This is a genomic window from Amycolatopsis sp. cmx-11-32 (assembly GCF_047608695.1).
In the GTDB taxonomy this organism is placed as follows: Bacteria; Actinomycetota; Actinomycetes; order Mycobacteriales; family Pseudonocardiaceae; genus Amycolatopsis.
Genome location: NZ_JADNQN010000011.1, coordinates 164,718 through 184,147 on the forward strand (window position 1 = coordinate 164,718; position 19,430 = coordinate 184,147).

Consider the following 19,430-nt stretch of genomic DNA (forward strand, 5'->3'; position numbering starts at 1 on the left):
ACGCAGCCACCGTCACCGGAACAGGCGGTCTTGACAGGTCCGGCACCGTTCGTGCCATCCGGTCCGGCCGGAGGGGTCCCTGCCGTAGAAGGGAAAGCACGGCGCGCCGCACACGCCGAGGTAGATGCGCCCGCACCGCAGCGGCCGCGCACCGACGTTGTGCGCCACGACCAGCGCCTGGTGACGCACGCCGGCTTGGGGAAGCCAGCCGTCGTCAGGCAGTTTCGCGAGCACGTCGGCGTCGACGTCGTCCGAGCGCCGGAGCAATGCCGCGCCGAGGTCGGTGAGCCGTTCCCCGAGATCTCGGAGGAGGTCCGCGCGCGGCGTGTCCTCCTCGACCATCCGGGTGACGAAGGTGATGTCGCTGCCGAGCGAGCCGTGGAGGTCTCGGAGCCGGTCGAGCAGGCGGTGATCCATGCCCTCCCATTAGGGCGTTGCGTCCTGGCAAGGGAAGGACTCAGGACACGAAAGCGACCTTGCCGTCGAGCACGGTGGCGGTGATGGGGATGTCGCGCAGCCCGGCCGGGGACAGCCGCGCCGGATCCACCGCGGTGACGACCAGGTCCGCGACGTCCCCGACGGCCACCGAGGACCGGCCGCCGGACGCCGCCGCGAGCGCGGCCTCCAGCGGCATCGCCTGCTCGGGATGCCACGGCGGACGGTCGTCGTCGGTGCGGCTGATCGCCGACGCGATCGCGTCCCACGGGTCCAGCGGCGCGACCGGAGCGTCCGAACCGAACTCCAGGGTCACCCCTGCGTGATACAGGGCGCCGTACGGGAAAGCCCGGTCGGTCCAGCCGTGCCAGTACCGGTCGGCGACGTCGCGGTCGTCCGGCTGGTGGGCGGGCTGCACACTCGCCACGACACCCAGTTCGGCGAACCGCGCGACGTCCTCGGCACGCAGCAACTGCGCGTGCTCGACGCGGCCGGCGCAGCCGACGTTGGCGAAAGCGTCGAGCGCGATCTTGTTGGCGTGATCGCCGATCGCGTGCACCGCGGGCAAGAGCCCATACTCGGAAGCTTTACGCATCAACGGTTCCAGCTCCTCGGGCGGAAGTTCGAGCAGCCCGTGGGACTCGGTTCCGGCGTACTGCCCCACGCAGTACGCGGTGCGCGTGTTCAGCGAACCGTCGACGAACAGCTTGAACGGGCCGACCGTGAGCAGCCCGCCAGTGCCCTCGAGGACGTCGCCGGTGCGGTGGCCACGTTCGACGGCGGTGTCGAGCAGGTACTTCGCGATCACGCAGGAAACCCTGACAGGCAAGGGTTTCCGCGCCAGCCGCCGTCGCCAGTCGGTGACGGTGTCGGCGTACTCGTAGTCGACGATCTTGGTGACGCCGCGGGCGGCCGCCGCGTCGAGCGCGTCGGCGACCCAGCCGTCGATGACGTCGTCGGGGGCGACCGGGAGTTCGGCCGTCGCGCTCATGCAGTCGTTTTCCAGCAGCACGCCGGTCGGATGCTCGCGGCCGATGAGCTTCAGCGCGGCGGGGCTGAGCCACAGCGTGTGGAGGTCGGCGCTGAACAAGGCGACGGGGTGCCCGGGTAGCGCCTTCTGCAACAGATCCTTGTGCGGGACGTCGGGCCAGAGGCCGTCGCGGAACCCGGCGCCGAGCACGAGATCGCCGGGCGGCACGGGGTTCGCCAGCAGGTGGGCGAGTACGAGATCGACCGTGTGCGCGGCGGACCTCGCCTCCCCCAACGGGAGCCGGCGCCGCGCCGCCGACCACTGCGCGGTGTGCGCGTGCGCGTCGACGAGCCCCGGCAGCAGCGTGCCGCCGTGCCCGTCCAGGATCTCCGACGCTTCACCCGCTTGACCCGGGCCCGCGATGGCCGCGATCCGGCCGCCCTTGATCAGCACGTCCGACAGGGAACCCGCCAGGCCGACCCGGACCCGGCGCAACAGAAGATCGTCCACGTCCTCACCTTGCCAGCCCGCCCGCGTTTCGTCCTCTAGTTGCGGTCCTTGCCTGTGCAACTACCGCAACTAGAGGACGAAACGCGGGGAGCGTCAGGAGCGGGCGAAGGTGAGTTTTCCGAGTGCTGCGACCAAAGGCGCGAGTTCGGGGAGTTCTCCGGCGGCGGCGAGTGCGTCGGTGAGGACGGTGTCGTGCGTCGGCCGGGCGGCCGCGAGCAGTTCCTGCCCCGACGGCGTGACCTCCGTGTAAATCCCCCGCCGGTCGTCCGGGCACAGGTACCGCTGCAGCAGCCCTCGGTCCTCAAGCCGCGACACCAGCCGCGTCGTCGCCGATTGGCTGAGCACGACGGCGTTCGACAGCTGGTTCATCCGCAGGTGAAAGCCGTCCTGCCGGGCGAGCACGTCCAGCACGGTGTACTCGCTGACGGACAGTTCGTGCTGCTGCGCCAGCGCGCGCTCCAGCGCGTCCTCTATCCGCGCGTGCAGTGCGGCGAGGGTCCGCCAACCCTGCGCGCGTGCCTCCACGGCGTCGTCGGCCAGTGACACGGTTCACCTCTTCCCCGGTTGCCCGAGCTTCGTTGCGTCGTGCATCATCAAGCGTGTGCAATATACGGCGCGCGCAACTATTTCAGACGCTCGTAGTTGCCGACGCCAGTTATCAACACTCTACGGGAAGAAGTGAGCTCCCATGCCTGCCGCTCTGCTCGCACTGGCGATCAGCGCCTTCGGTATCGGCACCACCGAGTTCGTGATCATGGGCCTGTTGCCCGAGGTCGCGGGCGACTTCGGCGTCTCGATTCCCTCCGCGGGGCTGCTGATCTCCGGTTACGCGCTCGGCGTCGTCGTCGGCGCCCCGGTGCTGACCGCGCTCGCGTCGCGGGTGCCACGCAAGACAGTCCTGGTCGGCCTGATGGTCCTGTTCATCGCCGGCAACGTGGTTTCCGCGGTGGCTCCCACCTACGGCCTGCTGATGACCGGCCGCGTGGTCGCGGCACTCTCGCACGGCGCGTTCTTCGGTGTCGGCGCGGTGGTCGCCGCCTCGCTGGTCGCGCCTGCCAAACAGGCCAGCGCCATCGCGATGATGTTCACCGGCCTGACCGTCGCCAACGTCCTCGGTGTCCCCGCCGGGACGGCACTCGGACAGGCGTTCGGCTGGCGTTCGACGTTCTGGGCGGTCAGCGTCCTCGGCGTGATCGGCCTGATCGGGATCCTCGCGCTGGTGCCGGTCCAGACGACGACGCGAAGCGCGGGACTGCGCAGCGAACTCGCCGTCTTCAAGCGTCCGCAGGTGTGGCTCGCGCTGGCGATGACCGCGCTCGGGTTCGCCGGGGTGTTCGCGTCCTTCACCTACATCGCCCCGATGATGACCGAGGTCGCCGGTTTCTCGCCCGGAGCGGTGACCTGGTTGCTCGTGCTGTTCGGCGGTGGCCTGTTCGTCGGCAACCTGCTCGGTGGCAAAGCGGCCGACCGGGCACTGATGCCCAGTCTGTACGTCATCCTCGCCGCGCTCGCGGCCGTGCTGGTCGTGTTCGTCTTCACCGCGCACGCCCAGCTGCCCGCCGCGATCACCATCGCCGTCTTCGGCGCCGCCGGTTTCGCGACCGTCGCACCGTTGCAGGCCCGCGTCATGGACAAGGCCGAAGGCGCACCCGCGCTGGCGTCGGCCGCCAACATCGCCGCGTTCAACCTCGGCAACGCCGCGGGCGCGTGGCTCGGCGGCCAGGCCATCGACGCCGGTCTCGGCTACACCGCGCCCAGCTGGATCGGGGCCGCGCTCGCGCTCGCCGGACTGCTGGTCGCGGTCATCTCAGGCATGCTCGACCACGGGCGGCGGAAGGTCCGTCGCGCCGAACCGGCCCCCGTCGCCTGACCGCGAATATCCACGGAAGGAAAGCAAGTGACCGACATTCCCACCGTCAAGCTCAACAACGGGGTGGAGATGCCGCAGCTCGGATTCGGCGTCTTCCAGGTACCGGACGAGGAGACCACCGCCGCGGTCAAGGCCGCGCTGGACGCCGGGTACCGCAGCATCGACACCGCCGCCATCTACGGCAACGAAGCCGGCGTCGGCAAGGCCCTCGCCGAATCCGGGATCGCCCGCGACGAGCTGTTCATCACCACCAAGCTGTGGAACAGCGAACAGGGTTACGACGCCACACTGAAGGCGTTCGACGCCAGCCTGGTCAAACTCGGCCTCGACCGGCTGGACCTCTACCTCATCCACTGGCCGACGCCGGAGCGCGACCTCTACACCGACACGTGGAAGGCCTTGGAGAAGCTCTACGCCGACGGCCGGGTACGCGCGATCGGCGTGTCCAACTTCCAGCCCGCCCACCTCGAACGGGTACTCGGCGCCGGTTCCGTCGTCCCGGCGGTGAACCAGGTCGAGGTGCACCCGTACCTGCAGCAGGCCGAGGTGCGCGAATTCGACGCGAAGCACGGCATCGCGACCGAGGCCTGGAGCCCGCTGGCCAAGGGCGGCGACCTGCTCGGCGAGGAGGCGGTCAAGGCGCTGGCGTCGAAGCACGGCCGTACTCCGGCGCAGGTCGTCCTGCGGTGGCACCTGCAGCTGGGCAACGTCGTGATCCCGAAGTCCGTGACGCCGTCTCGCATCAAGGAGAACCTCGACGTCTTCGGGTTCAGTCTGTCGGAGGAGGATGTCGCCTCGCTGTCCGTGCTGGACCGGGGGCAGCGGACCGGGCCGGATCCCGACACCTTCAACGCCGCGTAACCGACGCGCAGCTGTCAAGGTCCCCAATGTGGCGTTGGGGGCGCTGAGCGCCTCCAACGCCACATTGGGGACATCAGCCACGCAGTGTCCGCGCGGGGCCGAGAGACCGCGACTCGGCACCCACAACCCGCGGGCGGCCAGGGCCGAAGGCGTCCTTCACCACGTCAGACGCAACGAAGGCTCCCATCACGAACACGGCGCGAGTATATGAAGGTCCGAGTTTCCCCGGCTGAGCCGCGTAAGGGACCGTCACGTGCCGCTGTCGTGACTAATGAGGTTGCTGAAGCTGCGACAAGTGGCCCGAGTCCGTGAAGGACTCCTTGAGGGACCCAGAGTCCTTCAAGGAGTCCTTCACGGACTTCCCACGACCCGAACCGCGGCACCGGCGGCCGTTCCCAGCTGGCGGGCGTAGCTCTTCCTTCTCGCACGAGTCGTCTGGGTAGCCGGTTACTATTCGGCCGCACAGACGGCACTTGTGCGAAAAGAGGTAACCGGACGATGCAGGCCCGAGGACGCGCCGTCCTCGCGACACTTCTGCTCGTGGCGTTCCCAGTGGTGGTCGTCGCGGTGGGTGTCGCCAGTGTGCTGGCGGGCCTGCGGATCCCTGGCAAGACCGGCATCTACGTGCTGCTCGCCGGCCTCGCGATGATGATCGCGCTCGGTTTCGGGCTGGTGAGCGCGCTGCGGGCGCGGCGTCCCCCGATCGAGGGGCCGCGGCTGGACCGCGACGCCCATCCGGCGTTGTGGGAGATGATCGACGACCTCGCCGCCCAGGTGAAGACGCGGCCGCCGGACGAGATCGTGCTGATCGGCGAGATCAACGCGGCGGTCTCCGAGGACGCCCGGTTCCTCGGCCTGCGGCCGGGCCGCCGCACGATGCTGATCGGGCTGCCGTTGCTGGCCGCGATGAGCGTCAGCGAACTGCGTTCGGTGCTCGCGCACGAACTCGGCCACTACAGCGGCGGCCACACCCGCCTGCTCGCGCTGACCTATCGCGGGACCCAGACGCTCGCCTTCACCGTCGACAGGCTGGACGGCGGTCCAGCCAGGGCCTTGCTTTCCGCGTATTCGAAGCTGTACCTCCTGGTCGCGCGGTCGGCGAACCGGCGGCAGGAACTGCAGGCGGACGAGGCGTCGGTGCTCGCGGCGGGAAGCCGAACGGCGGCAACGGCGCTGCGGAAGGTCGCGACGCTGACCCCGCTCTGGAAGGACTACGCCGAGCGCTACGTCTCGCTCGGCGTGGCGGCGAGGCGCACTCCTGCGGTGCTCCTGGGCTTCCGTTCGTACCTCAATCACCCGGTCCAGCGGGACTGGGTGATTGAGTACGCCGAAGACATCCTCGACGGCGAAGAGCTGTCGAAGTTCGACAGTCATCCCCCCACGAAGCGGCGGATCGCCGCACTGTCCGGGGTGCCGGACAACCCGGTGAAGCCGGACGCGCGGCCGGGCTGGTCACTGCTGGGGGCGCCGAAGGTCGACGTCCCCGAGGCGGAACTGGACGTGCTGGTCCGCGACGTGGGGCCGCGGGCGGACTGGGACGAGGTCGTCAAACGCGCCGGCCGGGCATCGGTGGCGGAGGGCGCGAAGCTGCTGACCTCGGCCGGGATCGAGAGCAGGCTGGCGCCGCGCGGCACGATCGGCGAGGTCGTGCGGGTCCTGCGTGACGGCGACGCCGACGCGCTCGCCAAACCCCTGCGGGCCCCGTCCCGCGAAGAGGGCCGCGAACTGCTGACCGAGTTGTTCGCCGACACCGTCACCGCCGCGATGATCGACAACGGCGTCGCCGCGCACCGCCTGAACTGGGGCGGCGGCTGGGAACTTTGTCTCGGCGACGGCGAGCCGTTCGACGTCACGGACCTGGTCGGCCCGGCCGTGGCGAGCCCGCGCGCGGTCGACGAACTGGTCCGCAACCTGCAACTGCTGAACGTGCCGGCCGGGTACTTCTGCAAACAGGAGCCCGAACGGGAGCCTGATCCCGCCGAGGCCCGGATGCTCGGGATGTTCACCGCGCTGAAGGCCAAGCGGAAGCTCTACGACCTGATCGTCTGCGACACCGAAGTGGTGCTGCTGCCGATGGCGCGTTCGGTGCTGCTCCGCCGCGGCGTCGCCGGGCTCATCGGAGCGCGTGGGGTGTCGGACCGCAAGCGGATCCGGAAGCTGCGGGAGCGCGGCCTCGACGACCTTCGCGCCGAGCCGGGCGCGCGACGGATCCCGTTCACGGACATCGTCGCGGGCGGTTTCCCCCGCCGGAAGCTCACCGCCTACCTGACACTGGAACTCTCCGACGGCGAGGCGCTGGAACTGGCGATCACCGGCAACACCGAGGACTTCGGGACCGCCCACGACGAACTGAAGGCGTTCTTCAGCTCGCTGAAGGCTTGACCCCCACGCCGCCGAGGCTCAGGTAGTTGAGCTGGGTCAACGGCGCCAGACGCGGGCCTTCCGGCCACCATTCATGCAGGTGGACGAGACCGGGTTCGAGCATCTCCAGCCCGTCGAACAGCGACTCGATCTCCTTGCGACCGCGGTGCACCGTGGGATAACCGATACCGCCCATCAGGCCGTCGAGCTTCCGCGCGAACGCGCCACGCGGGCCGTCGCCGTCGGTGTAGTAGTGCGTGAGCAGCAAATACGACCCAGGGGCGAGGGCGTCGACATAGCCGCGGACGACGGCCTGCGCCTCGCCGAGGTCCTCGATGTGGTGCAGCACCGCGTTGAGGAGCACCGCGACCGGGCGGTCGAGTTCGAGATGCTCGGCGACCACCGGATCTTTCAGCGTCCGCTCGGGATCGAGCGGATCCGCGCCGCTGACGTGCACGAGGTGGTCTTCCAGCAACGCCAGTCCGTGTGCCTGGACCACCGGGTCGTCATCGATGTAGATGACCAGCGCGTCGGGGTTGTACCGCTGCGCCGTCTGGTGCGTGTTCTCGACGTAGGGCATGCCGGAGGCCAGATCGAGGAACTGGTCGACCTCACGGGTGCCGGCGAGGAACCGGACCACCCGGCTCGCCCAGGACCGGAACTCCTTGGCCACCGCGGCGCCGTCGGGGGCCACCGTGAGGAAGGCCTCGACGGCTTGCCTGTCGATCTCGTAGTGATCGTGCCCCCCGAGAAGGGCGTCCTTCATCCTGGCGAGATTGGGCTTGCTGTAGTCGAGGGGTGGTAGCGGGCGCCTCGACACAGCCCGGACCTCGTCCGAAGTCATGGACACGCTCCACCCTTCAGCCGCATGCGGATCGCGGCGAACACGATCCACGGCTCCCTCGACATCGACGGACAGTACTCAGGTTACGACATGGCGTGTAGCAAAGTGAACCTCCCCAAGGGCCTTGCCTACCTGCGGTGATCATCCGTGCGGGCACCGTCGCCTTACCCGAAGGCGAGTTCACTCCAGGTGACACCGCCGTCAGTGGTGCGGTAGACGGCAGATCCACCGTCGGCGTCGGGCTGTCCGTCGACCACGACCCCGACGCGCTCGTCCGGGAAGTCCAGGTCGTTGAGGCAAACACCGCGGTCGCTGAGGACCATCGTCGTCCAGGTCACCCCGCCGTCGCCGGTGCGGTGCAGGAATCCGGTTCCGCCACCCTCCGCCGCGACGGTCGCCGCCGCGGGCGACGCGGCGCTGAAACTCTGGTTGATTCCGAGAGTGGGCCCTTGCGCCGTTCCGGTGAACTGCCCGCCGAGCTTCGGCGCCCGCCACAACCGGCGGACGGTCGCCCCCGGCTGTGGCGACCCCGGTCCCCCGCTGCACAGCGCCAGCACGTGCCCTTGCCGGACTCCACTTAACGAAGCCGAACTGTCCGCCGGGCAGGGCGGCGGCGCGGCCGCGAACGTCAGGCCGTCGGACGACGTCCAATACTTCTGGACCCGGTAGTCTGACCCCATCGACACCTGGACCCCGCCGCTGGTGGCGATGTCGCCGTAGGTCGAGGAGCCGGTGACGGTGAACCCCGGGACCGGCAGGAGGACCCGGGTGCCGGAGAGCCCGGCGTACAGCGTCGTCGTCGACGGGGTGCCGAAACCAGTGACCATGGCGAACACCCGAGCCCCGGATTCGGTGATTTTCGAAATATAGAAGGGCTCCCGAACTCCGGCGAGCCGGACGCGGGACCAGGAACCGCCGCCGTCGTGACTGGCGAGCAACCGGGTGCCGTCGGAGAGGAAGACGTCGCGCTCGTCGATCACGGTGAGCTTGACCTGGTTGTGGTTGTCCGGCAACGAGATCGGCGGGGCACCGACCCGCCGCCACCGCTTCCCGCCGTCGGCCGTCGACAGCAGGGACGCGCACCATCCCGGCGTCCCGCACGGGGCGAAGCCGAGGACGAACCCGCGCAGCGGCCCGGTCCAGCTCGTCGACGCGGGCGCGAAGCCCTGGGGTACCGACGAATCGGCGGCGGCGGACGGAGTGAGGGCGGCCAGGGCGGTCACCGCGATGGCGGTGAGCGCGGCCCACCGGTTCGGCTTCATGGTCACGAGACGTCCGGCCCCCTCGGGGGTTGCCCGCCATTCGGGGTGAACCGCGGATAGGTCCGGTAAGCTCACGAACCTTGTTTCGCCCGGAGCCGGACCGGGTATACGGCGTTCGGCCGGTGAGACGGAGGTAGCACCGATGGACGACGCGGGTCCGCGTGCTGGCGGTGATGACGACGGAGACCTTGATGCCGGAACCACTCAACGACGGTTCAGCCTGAACGTCCACGACCCGGATCACCTGCCGCGCAAACTCGCCGGCCGGTACGAGGTGGGGGATCTGCTCGGCCGCGGCGCGACCGCGCGTGTCTTCCGCGCCCACGACCTGCTCGAACAGCGCGAGGTCGCGCTGAAACTGTTCCACGCCGACACGATGACCCGCGACGAACGCCGCCGTGACCAGGAGATCCAAACCCTCAGCGTGGTCCGTCATCCCGGGCTCGTCCCGTTGTACGACGCGGGCTCCGATGACGGCTACAGCTATCTCACGATGCGCCTGGTCGACGGGCCGAACCTGGCCCAGCGCCTGCGTTCCGGCACGCTCTCCCCGGACGCGGTCGTCGACCTGGCGGCCCGGCTGGCCGACGCGCTCGCGCACGTCCACGCGCACGGAATCACCCACCGCGACCTGAAACCGGCGAACATCCTGATGGCCGACGACGGTCCGCTGATCGGCGATTTCGGGGTCGCGCACGCCTTCGACGCGACCAGGGTGACCGAGACCGGCGGCGTGGTCGGCACAGCCGCGTACATGGCGCCCGAACAGGTCCGCGGCGAGAACATCGGCCCGCCCGCCGACGTCTACGCGCTCGGGCTGGTGCTGCTCGAATGCCTGTCCGGGGAACGGGAGTACATCGGCACACCGGTCGAGGCCGCGGTCGGCAGGCTGCACCGGCAGCCGCGAATCCCCACCGGCCTGTCGGTGACCATGACGACGCTGTTACGCGGGATGACCGCGCGGAAGCCGTCGCAGCGCCCGACCGCCGCGGCGATCTCGCGGATCCTGCTGGAGGACTCGACCGGGACGAAGGTCGCCTACCTCGCACCGGTTACCCGCAAGCGCGCGGCGGTGCTCGCCGCGATCAGCGCACCGGCCGCCGCGATCACCATCGGTGTACTGCTGGCGGTCAACCAGACCGGGCCGAACCCGCCGGTTCAGCCGGGCGGGTCGCCCCCTCCGGCGGCGACCGGCACCTCCGGCCCGGCGGCGGAGGGGACACCGCCCTCGGGGGCCGTCGAGATACCCGCCAGCGGCGCGAAGGCACCCCATGACACGGTCGTGGTGCCGGTCTCCGCGAATCCACCCGGCACCTTGGGAAATGTCGGCGTCACGTCGACACCGAGTGGCGCGACCGCGTCCAGCGGCGATCCGAGCACCTCGGAAAAGCCAGGCAAGTCGAAGACCCGGATCAAATCGAATACGAAGACCCGGGGCCCCGGCTGAGCGTCCGCTCCGCTGTGATGTCCACTGTGGACGATGATGGGAGACGGCGATGACCTATATCAACGACCCGCGCGAGCCGCAGGAAGAGATCGTCGAGCGGACACCGACCAGGATCCGCGTTGTAAGGATCGTCAACGCCCTCGTCCACGCGGTGTGCTGGATCTTCGCGCTGGTGCTGATCCTGCACATTCTGCTCGTGTTCGGCGAGGCCAATCCCGGCAACGGGTTCGCGCAGCTGATCGACCAGTGGTCGCGCGGGGTCTCTCTCGGCCTGCGCAACCTGTTCACGCCGGACAGTCCCAAACTGCGGACCCTGCTGAACGACGGCCTCGCCGCGCTGCTGTGGCTGATCATCGGCGGTGTGGTGACCGACCTGGTCTCGCGGATCGGCCTCCCGGGCCCGCGCAGGGTCTGGTACCGGCGAACACTCAGTTGAGCGAGCCCGGGTTCCCCGGCGGGACGTCACCGGCGCCTTCGGCCTGCTCGGCCGGGGCGTCGGTGGCATCCGCCCTGACCTCCACGGCCTGAGCGGCGGGTCGCCGCTGCCCGGTTTCCGGCTCGGTGTCGAAATGCTGACGGCACCGACGGCCGTAGCGTCTCGAATGCACGGTCATCGTGGCACCTCCTTCTCTACCGACCACGATCCCTCAATCATGTGACGCGCGCCACTCGTTCACCCGGGCTCATTTGCCGAATTCCGTCACGATCGCGGCACAGAAGGCGGGCAGGTCGTCGGGATTCCGGCTGGAGATCAGGCCGTTGTCGTTGACGACCTCCTGGTCCACGACGGTGCCGCCGGCGTTGCGGATGTCGGTGCGCACGCTGGGATACGACGTGAGCGTGCGGCCACGGACGACGTCGGCCTCGACCAGCGTCCACGGCCCGTGGCAGATGACCCCGACCGGTTTGCCGCTGTTCACGAAATCGCGGACGAAGCGGACAGCGTTCTCGTCAGCGCGCAGATTGTCCGGATTCATCGTGCCGCCGGGGAGCACCAGCGCGTCGAAGTCGTCGACCGTGACGTCCTTGACGACCCGGTCCACGGTGAACTTGTCCGCCTTGTCGATGTCGCCGTTCATGGCTTGGATCTCGCCGGATTCCAGCGAGACGACCTCGGCCGTGGCCCCGGCTTCGGTGACCGCTTTGCGCGGTTCGACCAGTTCGACCTGTTCCACGCCGTCGGCCGCGAGGATGGCCACGCGGCGTCCCTTCAGCGATGTCGCCATGGGTTCCTCCTGAGCTCGTCTTCCGCCCCCGGATTACCCCGGAGCGGAGTCGCCGAACCATGGGCATGAACCGGCGTCGCGGCGGGTATCAGTCCTCATGCGACTTCGGCGAGCGGACCTGGGGTCCCCCGGTATCGGGAGGCGGCGCAGAGGGCGTGGCTTCGGCTACCTCGCCCCGGACGGCGAGCCGCTGGCGGACAAGGAAGTGGTCGAGCGGATCACCGCGCTGGCGATCCCGCCCGCGTGGCGGCGCGTGTGGATCTCGCCGTACGACAACGCGCACGTCCAGGCGGTCGGTGTGGACGACGCCGGGCGGCGCCAATACCTCTATCACCCGGATTGGCGACGGGCACGGGACGAAGAGAAACACGAGCGCGTCCTCAGGCTGGCCCGGAAGCTGCCCAAGCTGCGTGAGGCGGTCCAGGAAGACCTCGATTCCCGTGGGCTCACCCGCGAACGTGTGCTCGCCGGTGCGCTGCGCATGCTCGACCTCGGCGTGTTCAGGACCGGCGGGGAGGACTACGCCGACGAGAACGGCACACACGGGGTGGCGACGTTGCTGTGCGAACACGTCTCGGTCAGCGAAGGCTGCCTGCTCTGCGACTACCCCGCGAAGGGCGGGATCCAGCGGAAGGTCCGGCTGCGCGACGACGGTCTCGTGCGGCTGGTCCGGTCGCTGCGACGGGCGCGTGGTGGGGAGGTGCGCCTGCTCGCCTATCGCGACGGCCGCGGGTGGCAGGAGGTCCGGGCCGACGACATCAACGAACGGCTCAAGGAACTCGTGGGCGAGGACTTCACCGCGAAGGATCTGCGCACGTGGAACGCCACCGTGCTCGCCGCGGCCGCCTTCGCGGGACAGGAAAAGCCGTCCAGCCGGCGCGGCCTGAATCGGATCGAGAAGACCGTGATGACCGAAGTCGCCGAGGGCCTCGGCAACACGCCCGCCGTCGCCCGTCGGTCCTATGTGGACCCTCGCGTGATCACGGCGTACCACGAGGATCGGACCATCGAGCGCGCGACGCGACGAGCGGAGAAGGCAGCCGATCCCACTGAGGCCCGTGACATCGTGGAGCGGGCGGTGGTGCGGCTACTGGGTGGGTCTTGAGGCCTCGATGGCGAGGACCGCGATGTCGTCGTGTGTCCCGCTGCCGAGCCAATCCCGCACCGCGGACCGGACCCGGCCGACGACCTCGTGGCCGGACAGGCCCCGGCAGCGGGTCAGCAGTTCGCGCAGCCGTTCGTCGCCGAACAGGTCCGACGGCCGCTCGTGGTGGCGTGCTTCGGTGATCCCGTCGGTGTAAAGCAGGCAGACGTCGCCTTCGGCCAGCTTGACGGCCGTCTCGGCGAAACGGGCCTGCGGAGAGATCCCGACCAGGGTGCCGGGCAAGGTGATCTCGTCGACCCCACCGCGGCGGCGCACCACCAGCGGCGCGGGATGTCCGCCGGAAGCCAAGGTGACACCGAGACCGTCTTCGCCCGCCAGCACCGAACCGAGCACCAGCGTGGCGAACCGGCCGCTGCCGCCGGTGATGAGCAGGGAGTTGAGCAGGCTCAGCAACGTCGTGTTGTCGCGCTCGACGAGGTTGAGTGCGGCGAGGGTCTGCCGGACCCGGCCGGTGAGCGCGGCCGCCTCGGCGCCCTTGCCGCAGACGTCGCCGAGGACGAACATCGCGCCGCCGTCCTCGCGTGGAAGGACGTCGTAGAAGTCACCGCCGACGTCGAGCAGCCCGGCCGACGGCTCGTACCAGACATCGAACTTGGCGCCGGGGACTTCCGGCGGCGGCGTCGGGCGCAACGTGGTCTCCAGGCCGCGGGTGGCCTCTTCCTGGCGGGCATAGCGGTGCGCGTTCGCCAGCGCGGTCCCGGCCGCACGGGCGAACTCGGCCACCGCGCGCGGGTGGTCGTCGCCGAACGCGGGTGTGCCGCGCCTGCCGAGCACGACCGCGCCGGTGACCCCGGCACCACCGTCGAGTCCCAGCGAGACCACGGTGACCGACTGATGGACGGCGAGCCGTTCCGCGACGACCGCGGGCAGCGCCGCGACCTCTTCCGCCGGAACGGTCTTGGCCTCGGGTTCGTCGGTGGCGGCGAAGGTTCCGGCGAGCACCGGCGCCAGCTGGGCCGGGACACGGCGGATATGGCCGTGACCGTGGTTGGTGCGGTGATCGCAGCTCCACCACTCCCACCGGCCGCGGGTGGCCGGCAGCAGGACGAACACGCAGTCGGCGAGTTCGGCCGCCGCGACCTCGGCGATCACCTTCGCCGTCCCGTGCCGTCCCCGTGTGGAGGCCAGCCGTGGCGCCGAAGCGGCGAGGAAGCCGTCGACACGCGGGCCGTCGGCCGCGACCGCTGAGGTCACCGTCCACGCGTGCCAGCCTCCGGGCAACGTCCGGATTCGCGCAGGGAACCGGCGGCCGGTGTGCTCGACATGGCCGACGTCGGGTCCTTCGGCGGTCAGCACCGGGCGGCCGCCGCCGAACAGCTCACGGGCGGCCGGATTCGACCAGCGCAGCGTGCCGCCGACGTCCTGCACGAGCACCGCGTCACGCACGTCTTCGAGCAGCTCGCGCCAGAACCTCCCGGATTCGGGCAGCGCTCCCTCGCTCGTCGTGGACGACGGCTCCGAGGGGAGCGACGTCGAGGCCGGGGCCGGCCGTGACACCATTCCCGGACCTCCTCCTGCCTGGCGGGTAGCGCAGTGTGAGCGGGCGGACTGGCTCGAAGTGTAGGTCGGATCATGGCACGCTGATGCGACGACCATGGCTTGGCATGCGTGGTGGAGAGGGTCGACACAGATGACACAGCACTCCCAAAGGGACCGGACCCCCGTGAAAGGTGGTGGCGCCCAGGTGGACGAAGCGACCCTGGAACGCCTGCTCTCGGCGGCCCGCGACCTCGGGGACGGCAACTTTCGGCGGCGGTTCGTAGCGCACGGCGACGGGCTCACGGCCCAGCTCGCCGTCGCCTTCAACGACATCGCCGAACGCAACCAGCGGCTGGTGAGCGAGCTCCTGCGCGTCCGCGAGGCGGTCGGCAAGGAAGGCAGGCTGACCGAGCGCGTCGCGGCCGAGATCGGCCCCGGCGGCTGGGCCACCGCGGTCGACGTGGTCAACGGGCTGATCGAGGACGTGAGCAGGCCGACGGCCGAGCTCAACCGGGTCCTCGGCGCGGTCGCCGAGGGCGACCTGTCGGAGTCGATGCCGCTGGAGGTCGGCGGGCGGCCGTTGCAGGGTCAGTTCGCCGAGGTGGCGAAGACGTTGAACGGCCTGATCAAACAGCTTTCCCGGTTCGCGACCGAGGTCACCAGAGTGGCCCGCGAGATCGCCACCGAAGGCCGTCTCGGCGGCCAGGCCGAGGTCCCGGGCGTGGCGGGCACCTGGCGTGACCTGACCGACAACGTCAACGTCATGGCCAGCAACCTGACCGACCAGGTCCGCAACATCGCCCAGGTGACCACCGCGGTGGCGCGGGGCGATCTGACCCAGAAGATCAACGTCGACGCGCGCGGCGAGATCCTGGAACTCAAGAACACCGTCAACATCATGGTCGACCAGCTCTCGGCCTTCGCCGACGAAGTCACCCGGGTCTCCCGTGAGGTGGGTAGCGAAGGCCGTCTCGGCGGCCAGGCGCAGGTCCCCGGCGCGGCGGGCACGTGGCGCGACCTCACCGACTCGGTGAACCTGATGGCGGACAACCTCACCGACCAGGTCCGCAACATCGCCCAGGTGGCGACGGCGGTGGCCGAGGGCGACCTGTCACAGAAGATCAACGTCGACGCGCGCGGCGAGATCCTCGAACTCAAGAACACGCTGAACACCATGGTCGACCAGCTGTCGGCCTTCGCCGACGAAGTCACGCGGGTCGCGCGCGAGGTGGGTAGCGAAGGGCGTCTCGGCGGCCAGGCGACGGTGCCGGGCGTCGCCGGGACCTGGCGCGGGCTCACCGACTCGGTGAACCAGATGGCCGACAACCTGACCGACCAGGTCCGCAACATCGCCCAGGTCACCACGGCGGTGGCGAAGGGCGACCTGACGCAGAAGATCACGGTCGACGCGCGCGGCGAGATCCTCGAACTGAAGACGACCGTCAACACGATGGTCGACCAGCTGTCGTCGTTCGCCGACGAAGTCACCCGGGTGGCGCGCGAGGTCGGCACGGAAGGTCAGCTCGGCGGCCAGGCGCAGGTGCCCGGTGTCGCCGGGACCTGGCGCGACCTCACCGGGTCGGTCAACTTCATGGCGAACAACCTCACCGCGCAGGTCCGCAACATCGCCCAGGTGGCGACGGCGGTGGCCAAGGGCGACCTGTCACAGAAGATCGCCGTCGACGCCAAGGGCGAGATCCTCGAACTCAAGAACACGCTGAACACCATGGTCGACCAGCTGTCGGCCTTCGCCGACGAAGTCACCCGCGTCGCCCGCGAGGTCGGCAGCGACGGACGGCTCGGCGGCCAGGCCACCGTGCCCGGCGTGGCCGGGACGTGGAAGGACCTGACCGACAACGTCAACTTCATGGCGAACAACCTGACCGACCAGGTGCGCAACATCGCCCAGGTCACCACCGCCGTCGCGAAGGGCGACCTGACGCAGAAGATCATCGTCGACGCGCGCGGCGAGATCCTGGAGCTCAAGAACACCGTCAACATCATGGTCGACCAGCTCTCGGCCTTCGCCGACGAAGTCACCCGGGTCTCCCGTGAGGTGGGTACCGAAGGCAAACTCGGCGGCCAGGCGCAGGTGCGCGGCGTCGCCGGGACCTGGAAGGACCTCACCGACAACGTCAACGTCATGGCCGACAACCTCACCGATCAGGTGCGGAGCATCGCCACGGTGACGACAGCGGTGGCGAACGGGGACCTGTCGAAGAAGATCGCGATCGACGCGCAGGGCGAGGTCGCCGTCCTCGCCGAGACGATCAACAGCATGGTCGAGACGCTGCGCGCGTTCGCCGACGAGGTCACGCGCGTCGCCCGCGAGGTGGGCACCGAAGGCATCCTCGGTGGTCAGGCCCGCGTCCCGAACGTGGCGGGCACGTGGAAGGCGTTGACGGACAACGTGAACGTCATGGCCGACAACCTGACCGGCCAGGTCCGCAGCATCGCGACCGTGACCACCGCGGTGGCGCAGGGCGATCTGTCGAAGAAGATCGACATCGACGCCCGCGGCGAGATCCTGGAACTCAAGACGACCATCAACACGATGGTCGACCAGCTGTCGTCGTTCGCTTCCGAGGTCACGCGTGTCGCGCGCGAGGTGGGCACGGACGGCACGCTCGGCGGGCAGGCGGAGGTGCCCGGCGTCGCCGGCACGTGGTCGCGGCTGACCGAGGGTGTGAACCAGCTGGCCGGGAACCTGACCACCCAGGTGCGGGCGATCGCGCAGGTGGCCACCGCGGTGACCGCGGGCGACCTGACCCGGCACATCACCGTCGACGCGTCCGGGGAGGTGGCCGAGCTCAAGGACAACATCAACCAGATGATCGCGAACCTGAAGGAGACCACCCGCGCCAACCGCGAACAGGACTGGCTCAAGACCAACCTGGCCCGGCTGTCCGCGCTCATGCAGGGGCACCGCGATCTCGCTTCGGTGGCTTCGCTGATTCTGTCCGAGCTGACGCCGCTGGTGTCCGCGCAGCAGGGCGCGTTCTTCCTCGCCCGCGAGGACGAGCAAGAGGAAACGGTCCTGGAAAGCATCGCCACCTACGGGCTGGCGAAATCCCAAGCGGGGCTTCGCTTCTCCCCCGGCGAGTCGCTCATCGGCCAGGCAGCCGTCGACCGCCGCACGATACTGGTCCACGAAGCGCCGCCGGAGTACGCGCTCATCTCGTCGGGCCTCGGCTCGGCCGCGCCGGTGAACGTGATCGTGCTGCCGGTGCTGTTCCAGGGCGAGGTGCTCGGCGTGCTGGAACTGGCGACGATCAACGCGTTCAGCACCGTCCACATCGATCTGCTGGAGCAGCTGAAGGAGACCATCGCGGTCAACGTCAGCACCATCCAGTCGAACTCGCGCACCGAGGCGCTGCTGACCGAATCCCAGCGCCTGGCACAGGAACTGCGCGCGCGGTCCGAGCAGTTGCAGGCGCAGCAACGAGAACTGCGCCGGTCCAACACGGATCTCGCGGAGAAGGCGGCGCTGCTGGCGCAGCAGAACCGCGACATCGAGGTCAAGAACAGCGAGATCGAGCAGGCGCGGCAGGAACTCGAAGAGCGCGCCGGGCAGCTGACCATGGCGTCGCAGTACAAATCCGAGTTCATGGCGAATATGTCGCACGAGCTGCGGACCCCGCTCAACAGTGCGCTGATCCTCGCGAAACTGCTTTCGGAGAACCCGGACGGGAACCTGTCGGAGAAGCAGATCCAGTTCGCGCGGACGATCTACTCGGCGGGCAGCGACCTGCAACAGCTGATCAACGACATCCTCGACATGGCCAAGGTCGAGGCCGGGCATCTCGATCTCCAGATGTCCGACGTCACGCTGCCCGAAGTGGTCGAGTACGTCGAATCGATCTGCCGTCCGCTCACCTCGGACAAGGGCCTGGAGTTCGCCGTCCTGATCGACCCACCGGTGCCGTCGTCGATCCACACCGACGAACATCGCTTGCAGCAGGTGCTGCGGAACCTGCTGTCGAACGCGGCGAAGTTCACCGACGAGGGCGGCGTGCGCCTGCACATCCGGATGGCCGACGCGGGTGAAGTGGAAGCCGAATCACTACGGCAGGCCCCCGGCGTCCTCGCGTTCGCCGTCGAGGACACGGGGATCGGCATCGCGCCGGACAAACTCGCGATCATCTTCGACGCGTTCCGCCAGGCCGACGGCACCACCAGCCGTAAGTACGGCGGCACCGGGCTGGGCCTGTCGATCAGCCAGCAGCTGACGGAACTGCTCGGCGGCGAACTGCGCGTCCGCAGCGAACCCGGCAAGGGCAGCACGTTCACCCTGTACCTGCCGGTCAGCGCGTCGAACTTGATCGTCCCGACCGCGGCGGCAGGCGGTGTCCCGCTGATCATGGCCGTGCCGCGGGTGGCCCCTCCCGCGCCCTCACAGCGGTTCCACGGCGAGAAGATCCTGATCGTCGACGACGACCTGCGCAACGTCTTCGCGCTGGCCGCCGTCCTGGAGCGCAACGGCCTGGAAGTCATCTACGCCGAGACCGGTGTCGCGGGCATCCGGGCCCTGGAACGGCACGAGGACACCGCACTGGTCCTGATGGACGTGATGATGCCCGAACTGGACGGCAACGCCACGATCACCGCGATCCGGGCCGAGGCCGCACACGAAGACCTGCCCGTGATCGCTGTCACAGCGAAGGCGACCGCGGAGGACAAGGCGCGGACGCTGGCTTCGGGGGCGGACGACTACGTGACCAAGCCTGTCGACACCGACAAGCTGCTGGACCTGATCGCTGTGCACCTCGAGGCCGACGCCGCCTCCAGCGGCCTCTCGCAGGCCGTGTCGCCCTCGGAGGCCGGTGACTGAAGTCCGAAGTACGTGGCGCCCGGGTATCGGTCGGGTGGGCGTGGCCGGTGTCCGGAGGGGTGTGTGGAAATAGGGACGTTGAGTGTCCCTATTTCCATACACCCCCGTATTCGGACCGGCGCGGGTCGGCAGCACCGTCCTGAAGCCCACTCCAGCTCGCTCCGGAAAC

General features: G+C 69.3%; 15 protein-coding genes. 7 read left to right on the forward strand and 8 right to left on the reverse strand.

From position 1 onward, the window contains the following. Positions 1-12: 12 nt before the first annotated feature. From ACM6LR_RS29060 to ACM6LR_RS29070, 3 genes are all read right to left on the reverse strand, one after another. On the reverse strand, positions 13-417 hold the full coding sequence (locus ACM6LR_RS29060) for a hypothetical protein (RefSeq protein WP_414940604.1): 405 nt from the start codon (positions 415-417) through the stop codon (positions 13-15). Between the two features lie 40 nt (positions 418-457). Next, positions 458-1,915, reverse strand: coding sequence for an amidohydrolase (locus ACM6LR_RS29065; protein ID WP_414944947.1), 1,458 nt, complete (start codon positions 1,913-1,915; stop codon positions 458-460). A gap of 93 nt (positions 1,916-2,008) precedes the next feature. Further along, positions 2,009-2,461 (reverse strand): MarR family winged helix-turn-helix transcriptional regulator, encoded by a 453-nt coding sequence (locus tag ACM6LR_RS29070; protein ID WP_414940606.1) that lies wholly within the window; start codon positions 2,459-2,461, stop codon positions 2,009-2,011. A 142-nt stretch (positions 2,462-2,603) separates the two neighbouring features. Here ACM6LR_RS29070 and ACM6LR_RS29075 point away from each other — a divergent pair, with 142 nt between their 5' ends. The 3 genes from ACM6LR_RS29075 (at position 2,604) to ACM6LR_RS29085 (ending at position 7,028) form a co-directional block, all read left to right on the forward strand. Beyond that, entirely contained in the window at positions 2,604-3,785 is a 1,182-nt protein-coding gene (locus tag ACM6LR_RS29075) for an MFS transporter (protein WP_414944948.1), read from the forward strand. Between the two features lie 27 nt (positions 3,786-3,812). Beyond that, positions 3,813-4,646: an aldo/keto reductase gene (locus ACM6LR_RS29080; RefSeq protein WP_414940608.1), complete on the forward strand. Its 834-nt coding sequence runs from the start codon at positions 3,813-3,815 to the stop codon at positions 4,644-4,646. A gap of 498 nt (positions 4,647-5,144) precedes the next feature. Beyond that, positions 5,145-7,028, forward strand: a complete 1,884-nt coding sequence (locus ACM6LR_RS29085) for a M48 family metallopeptidase (RefSeq protein WP_414944949.1) — start codon at positions 5,145-5,147, stop codon at positions 7,026-7,028. Here the strand turns inward: ACM6LR_RS29085 and ACM6LR_RS29090 are convergent. Both ACM6LR_RS29090 and ACM6LR_RS29095 read right to left on the reverse strand, forming a co-directional pair. After that, entirely contained in the window at positions 7,009-7,851 is an 843-nt protein-coding gene (locus ACM6LR_RS29090) for an SAM-dependent methyltransferase (RefSeq protein ID WP_414940610.1), read from the reverse strand. The two genes, ACM6LR_RS29085 and ACM6LR_RS29090, sit on opposite strands and share 20 nt — an antisense overlap. A gap of 164 nt (positions 7,852-8,015) precedes the next feature. Continuing rightward, complete coding sequence (locus tag ACM6LR_RS29095; RefSeq protein WP_414940705.1) at positions 8,016-9,113, reverse strand: hypothetical protein; 1,098 nt, start codon at positions 9,111-9,113, stop codon at positions 8,016-8,018. A gap of 142 nt (positions 9,114-9,255) precedes the next feature. On the opposite strand from ACM6LR_RS29095, the gene ACM6LR_RS29100 reads away from it, so the two are divergent. Continuing rightward, positions 9,256-10,560, forward strand: a complete 1,305-nt coding sequence (locus ACM6LR_RS29100; RefSeq protein ID WP_414944950.1) for a protein kinase domain-containing protein — start codon at positions 9,256-9,258, stop codon at positions 10,558-10,560. A 49-nt stretch (positions 10,561-10,609) separates the two neighbouring features. After that, positions 10,610-10,996 carry a hypothetical protein gene (locus ACM6LR_RS29105; protein WP_414940612.1) on the forward strand — a complete coding sequence of 129 codons (387 nt, stop codon included), beginning with the start codon at positions 10,610-10,612 and terminating at the stop codon, positions 10,994-10,996. Here the strand turns inward: ACM6LR_RS29105 and ACM6LR_RS29110 are convergent. After that, complete coding sequence (locus ACM6LR_RS29110; protein ID WP_414940613.1) at positions 10,989-11,174, reverse strand: hypothetical protein; 186 nt, start codon at positions 11,172-11,174, stop codon at positions 10,989-10,991. The genes ACM6LR_RS29105 and ACM6LR_RS29110 overlap by 8 nt on opposite strands. A gap of 69 nt (positions 11,175-11,243) precedes the next feature. Next, positions 11,244-11,786 (reverse strand): type 1 glutamine amidotransferase domain-containing protein, encoded by a 543-nt coding sequence (locus ACM6LR_RS29115; RefSeq protein WP_414940614.1) that lies wholly within the window; start codon positions 11,784-11,786, stop codon positions 11,244-11,246. Between the two features lie 97 nt (positions 11,787-11,883). On the opposite strand from ACM6LR_RS29115, the gene ACM6LR_RS29120 reads away from it, so the two are divergent. Next, a complete protein-coding gene (locus tag ACM6LR_RS29120; RefSeq protein WP_414940615.1) occupies positions 11,884-12,891 on the forward strand; it encodes a DNA topoisomerase IB in 1,008 nt (335 codons plus the stop codon). Here ACM6LR_RS29120 and ACM6LR_RS29125 read toward each other — a convergent pair. Further along, positions 12,874-14,451 (reverse strand): SpoIIE family protein phosphatase, encoded by a 1,578-nt coding sequence (locus ACM6LR_RS29125; protein ID WP_414944951.1) that lies wholly within the window; start codon positions 14,449-14,451, stop codon positions 12,874-12,876. The two genes, ACM6LR_RS29120 and ACM6LR_RS29125, sit on opposite strands and share 18 nt — an antisense overlap. A gap of 130 nt (positions 14,452-14,581) precedes the next feature. Between ACM6LR_RS29125 and ACM6LR_RS29130 the strand changes: the two genes are divergently transcribed. Further along, on the forward strand, positions 14,582-19,261 hold the full coding sequence (locus ACM6LR_RS29130) for a HAMP domain-containing protein (protein ID WP_414940617.1): 4,680 nt from the start codon (positions 14,582-14,584) through the stop codon (positions 19,259-19,261). The last annotated feature ends 169 nt before the right edge of the window (positions 19,262-19,430 follow it).

What these genes read in the sequence shown, in the direction of transcription:
- ACM6LR_RS29090 (WP_414940610.1), bottom strand. Translation starts at nt 7,851, where the DNA reads ATGACTTCGGACGAGGTCCGGGCTGTGTCGAGGCGCCCGCTACCACCC.
- ACM6LR_RS29125 (WP_414944951.1), bottom strand. Translation starts at nt 14,451, where the DNA reads ATGGTGTCACGGCCGGCCCCGGCCTCGACGTCGCTCCCCTCGGAGCCG.
- ACM6LR_RS29110 (WP_414940613.1), bottom strand. Translation starts at nt 11,174, where the DNA reads ATGACCGTGCATTCGAGACGCTACGGCCGTCGGTGCCGTCAGCATTTC.
- ACM6LR_RS29115 (WP_414940614.1), bottom strand. Translation starts at nt 11,786, where the DNA reads ATGGCGACATCGCTGAAGGGACGCCGCGTGGCCATCCTCGCGGCCGAC.
- ACM6LR_RS29105 (WP_414940612.1), top strand. Translation starts at nt 10,610, where the DNA reads ATGACCTATATCAACGACCCGCGCGAGCCGCAGGAAGAGATCGTCGAG.
- ACM6LR_RS29095 (WP_414940705.1), bottom strand. Translation starts at nt 9,113, where the DNA reads ATGAAGCCGAACCGGTGGGCCGCGCTCACCGCCATCGCGGTGACCGCC.
- ACM6LR_RS29085 (WP_414944949.1), top strand. Translation starts at nt 5,145, where the DNA reads ATGCAGGCCCGAGGACGCGCCGTCCTCGCGACACTTCTGCTCGTGGCG.
- ACM6LR_RS29060 (WP_414940604.1), bottom strand. Translation starts at nt 417, where the DNA reads ATGGATCACCGCCTGCTCGACCGGCTCCGAGACCTCCACGGCTCGCTC.
- ACM6LR_RS29075 (WP_414944948.1), top strand. Translation starts at nt 2,604, where the DNA reads ATGCCTGCCGCTCTGCTCGCACTGGCGATCAGCGCCTTCGGTATCGGC.
- ACM6LR_RS29120 (WP_414940615.1), top strand. Translation starts at nt 11,884, where the DNA reads ATGCGACTTCGGCGAGCGGACCTGGGGTCCCCCGGTATCGGGAGGCGG.
- ACM6LR_RS29100 (WP_414944950.1), top strand. Translation starts at nt 9,256, where the DNA reads ATGGACGACGCGGGTCCGCGTGCTGGCGGTGATGACGACGGAGACCTT.
- ACM6LR_RS29130 (WP_414940617.1), top strand. Translation starts at nt 14,582, where the DNA reads ATGACACAGCACTCCCAAAGGGACCGGACCCCCGTGAAAGGTGGTGGC.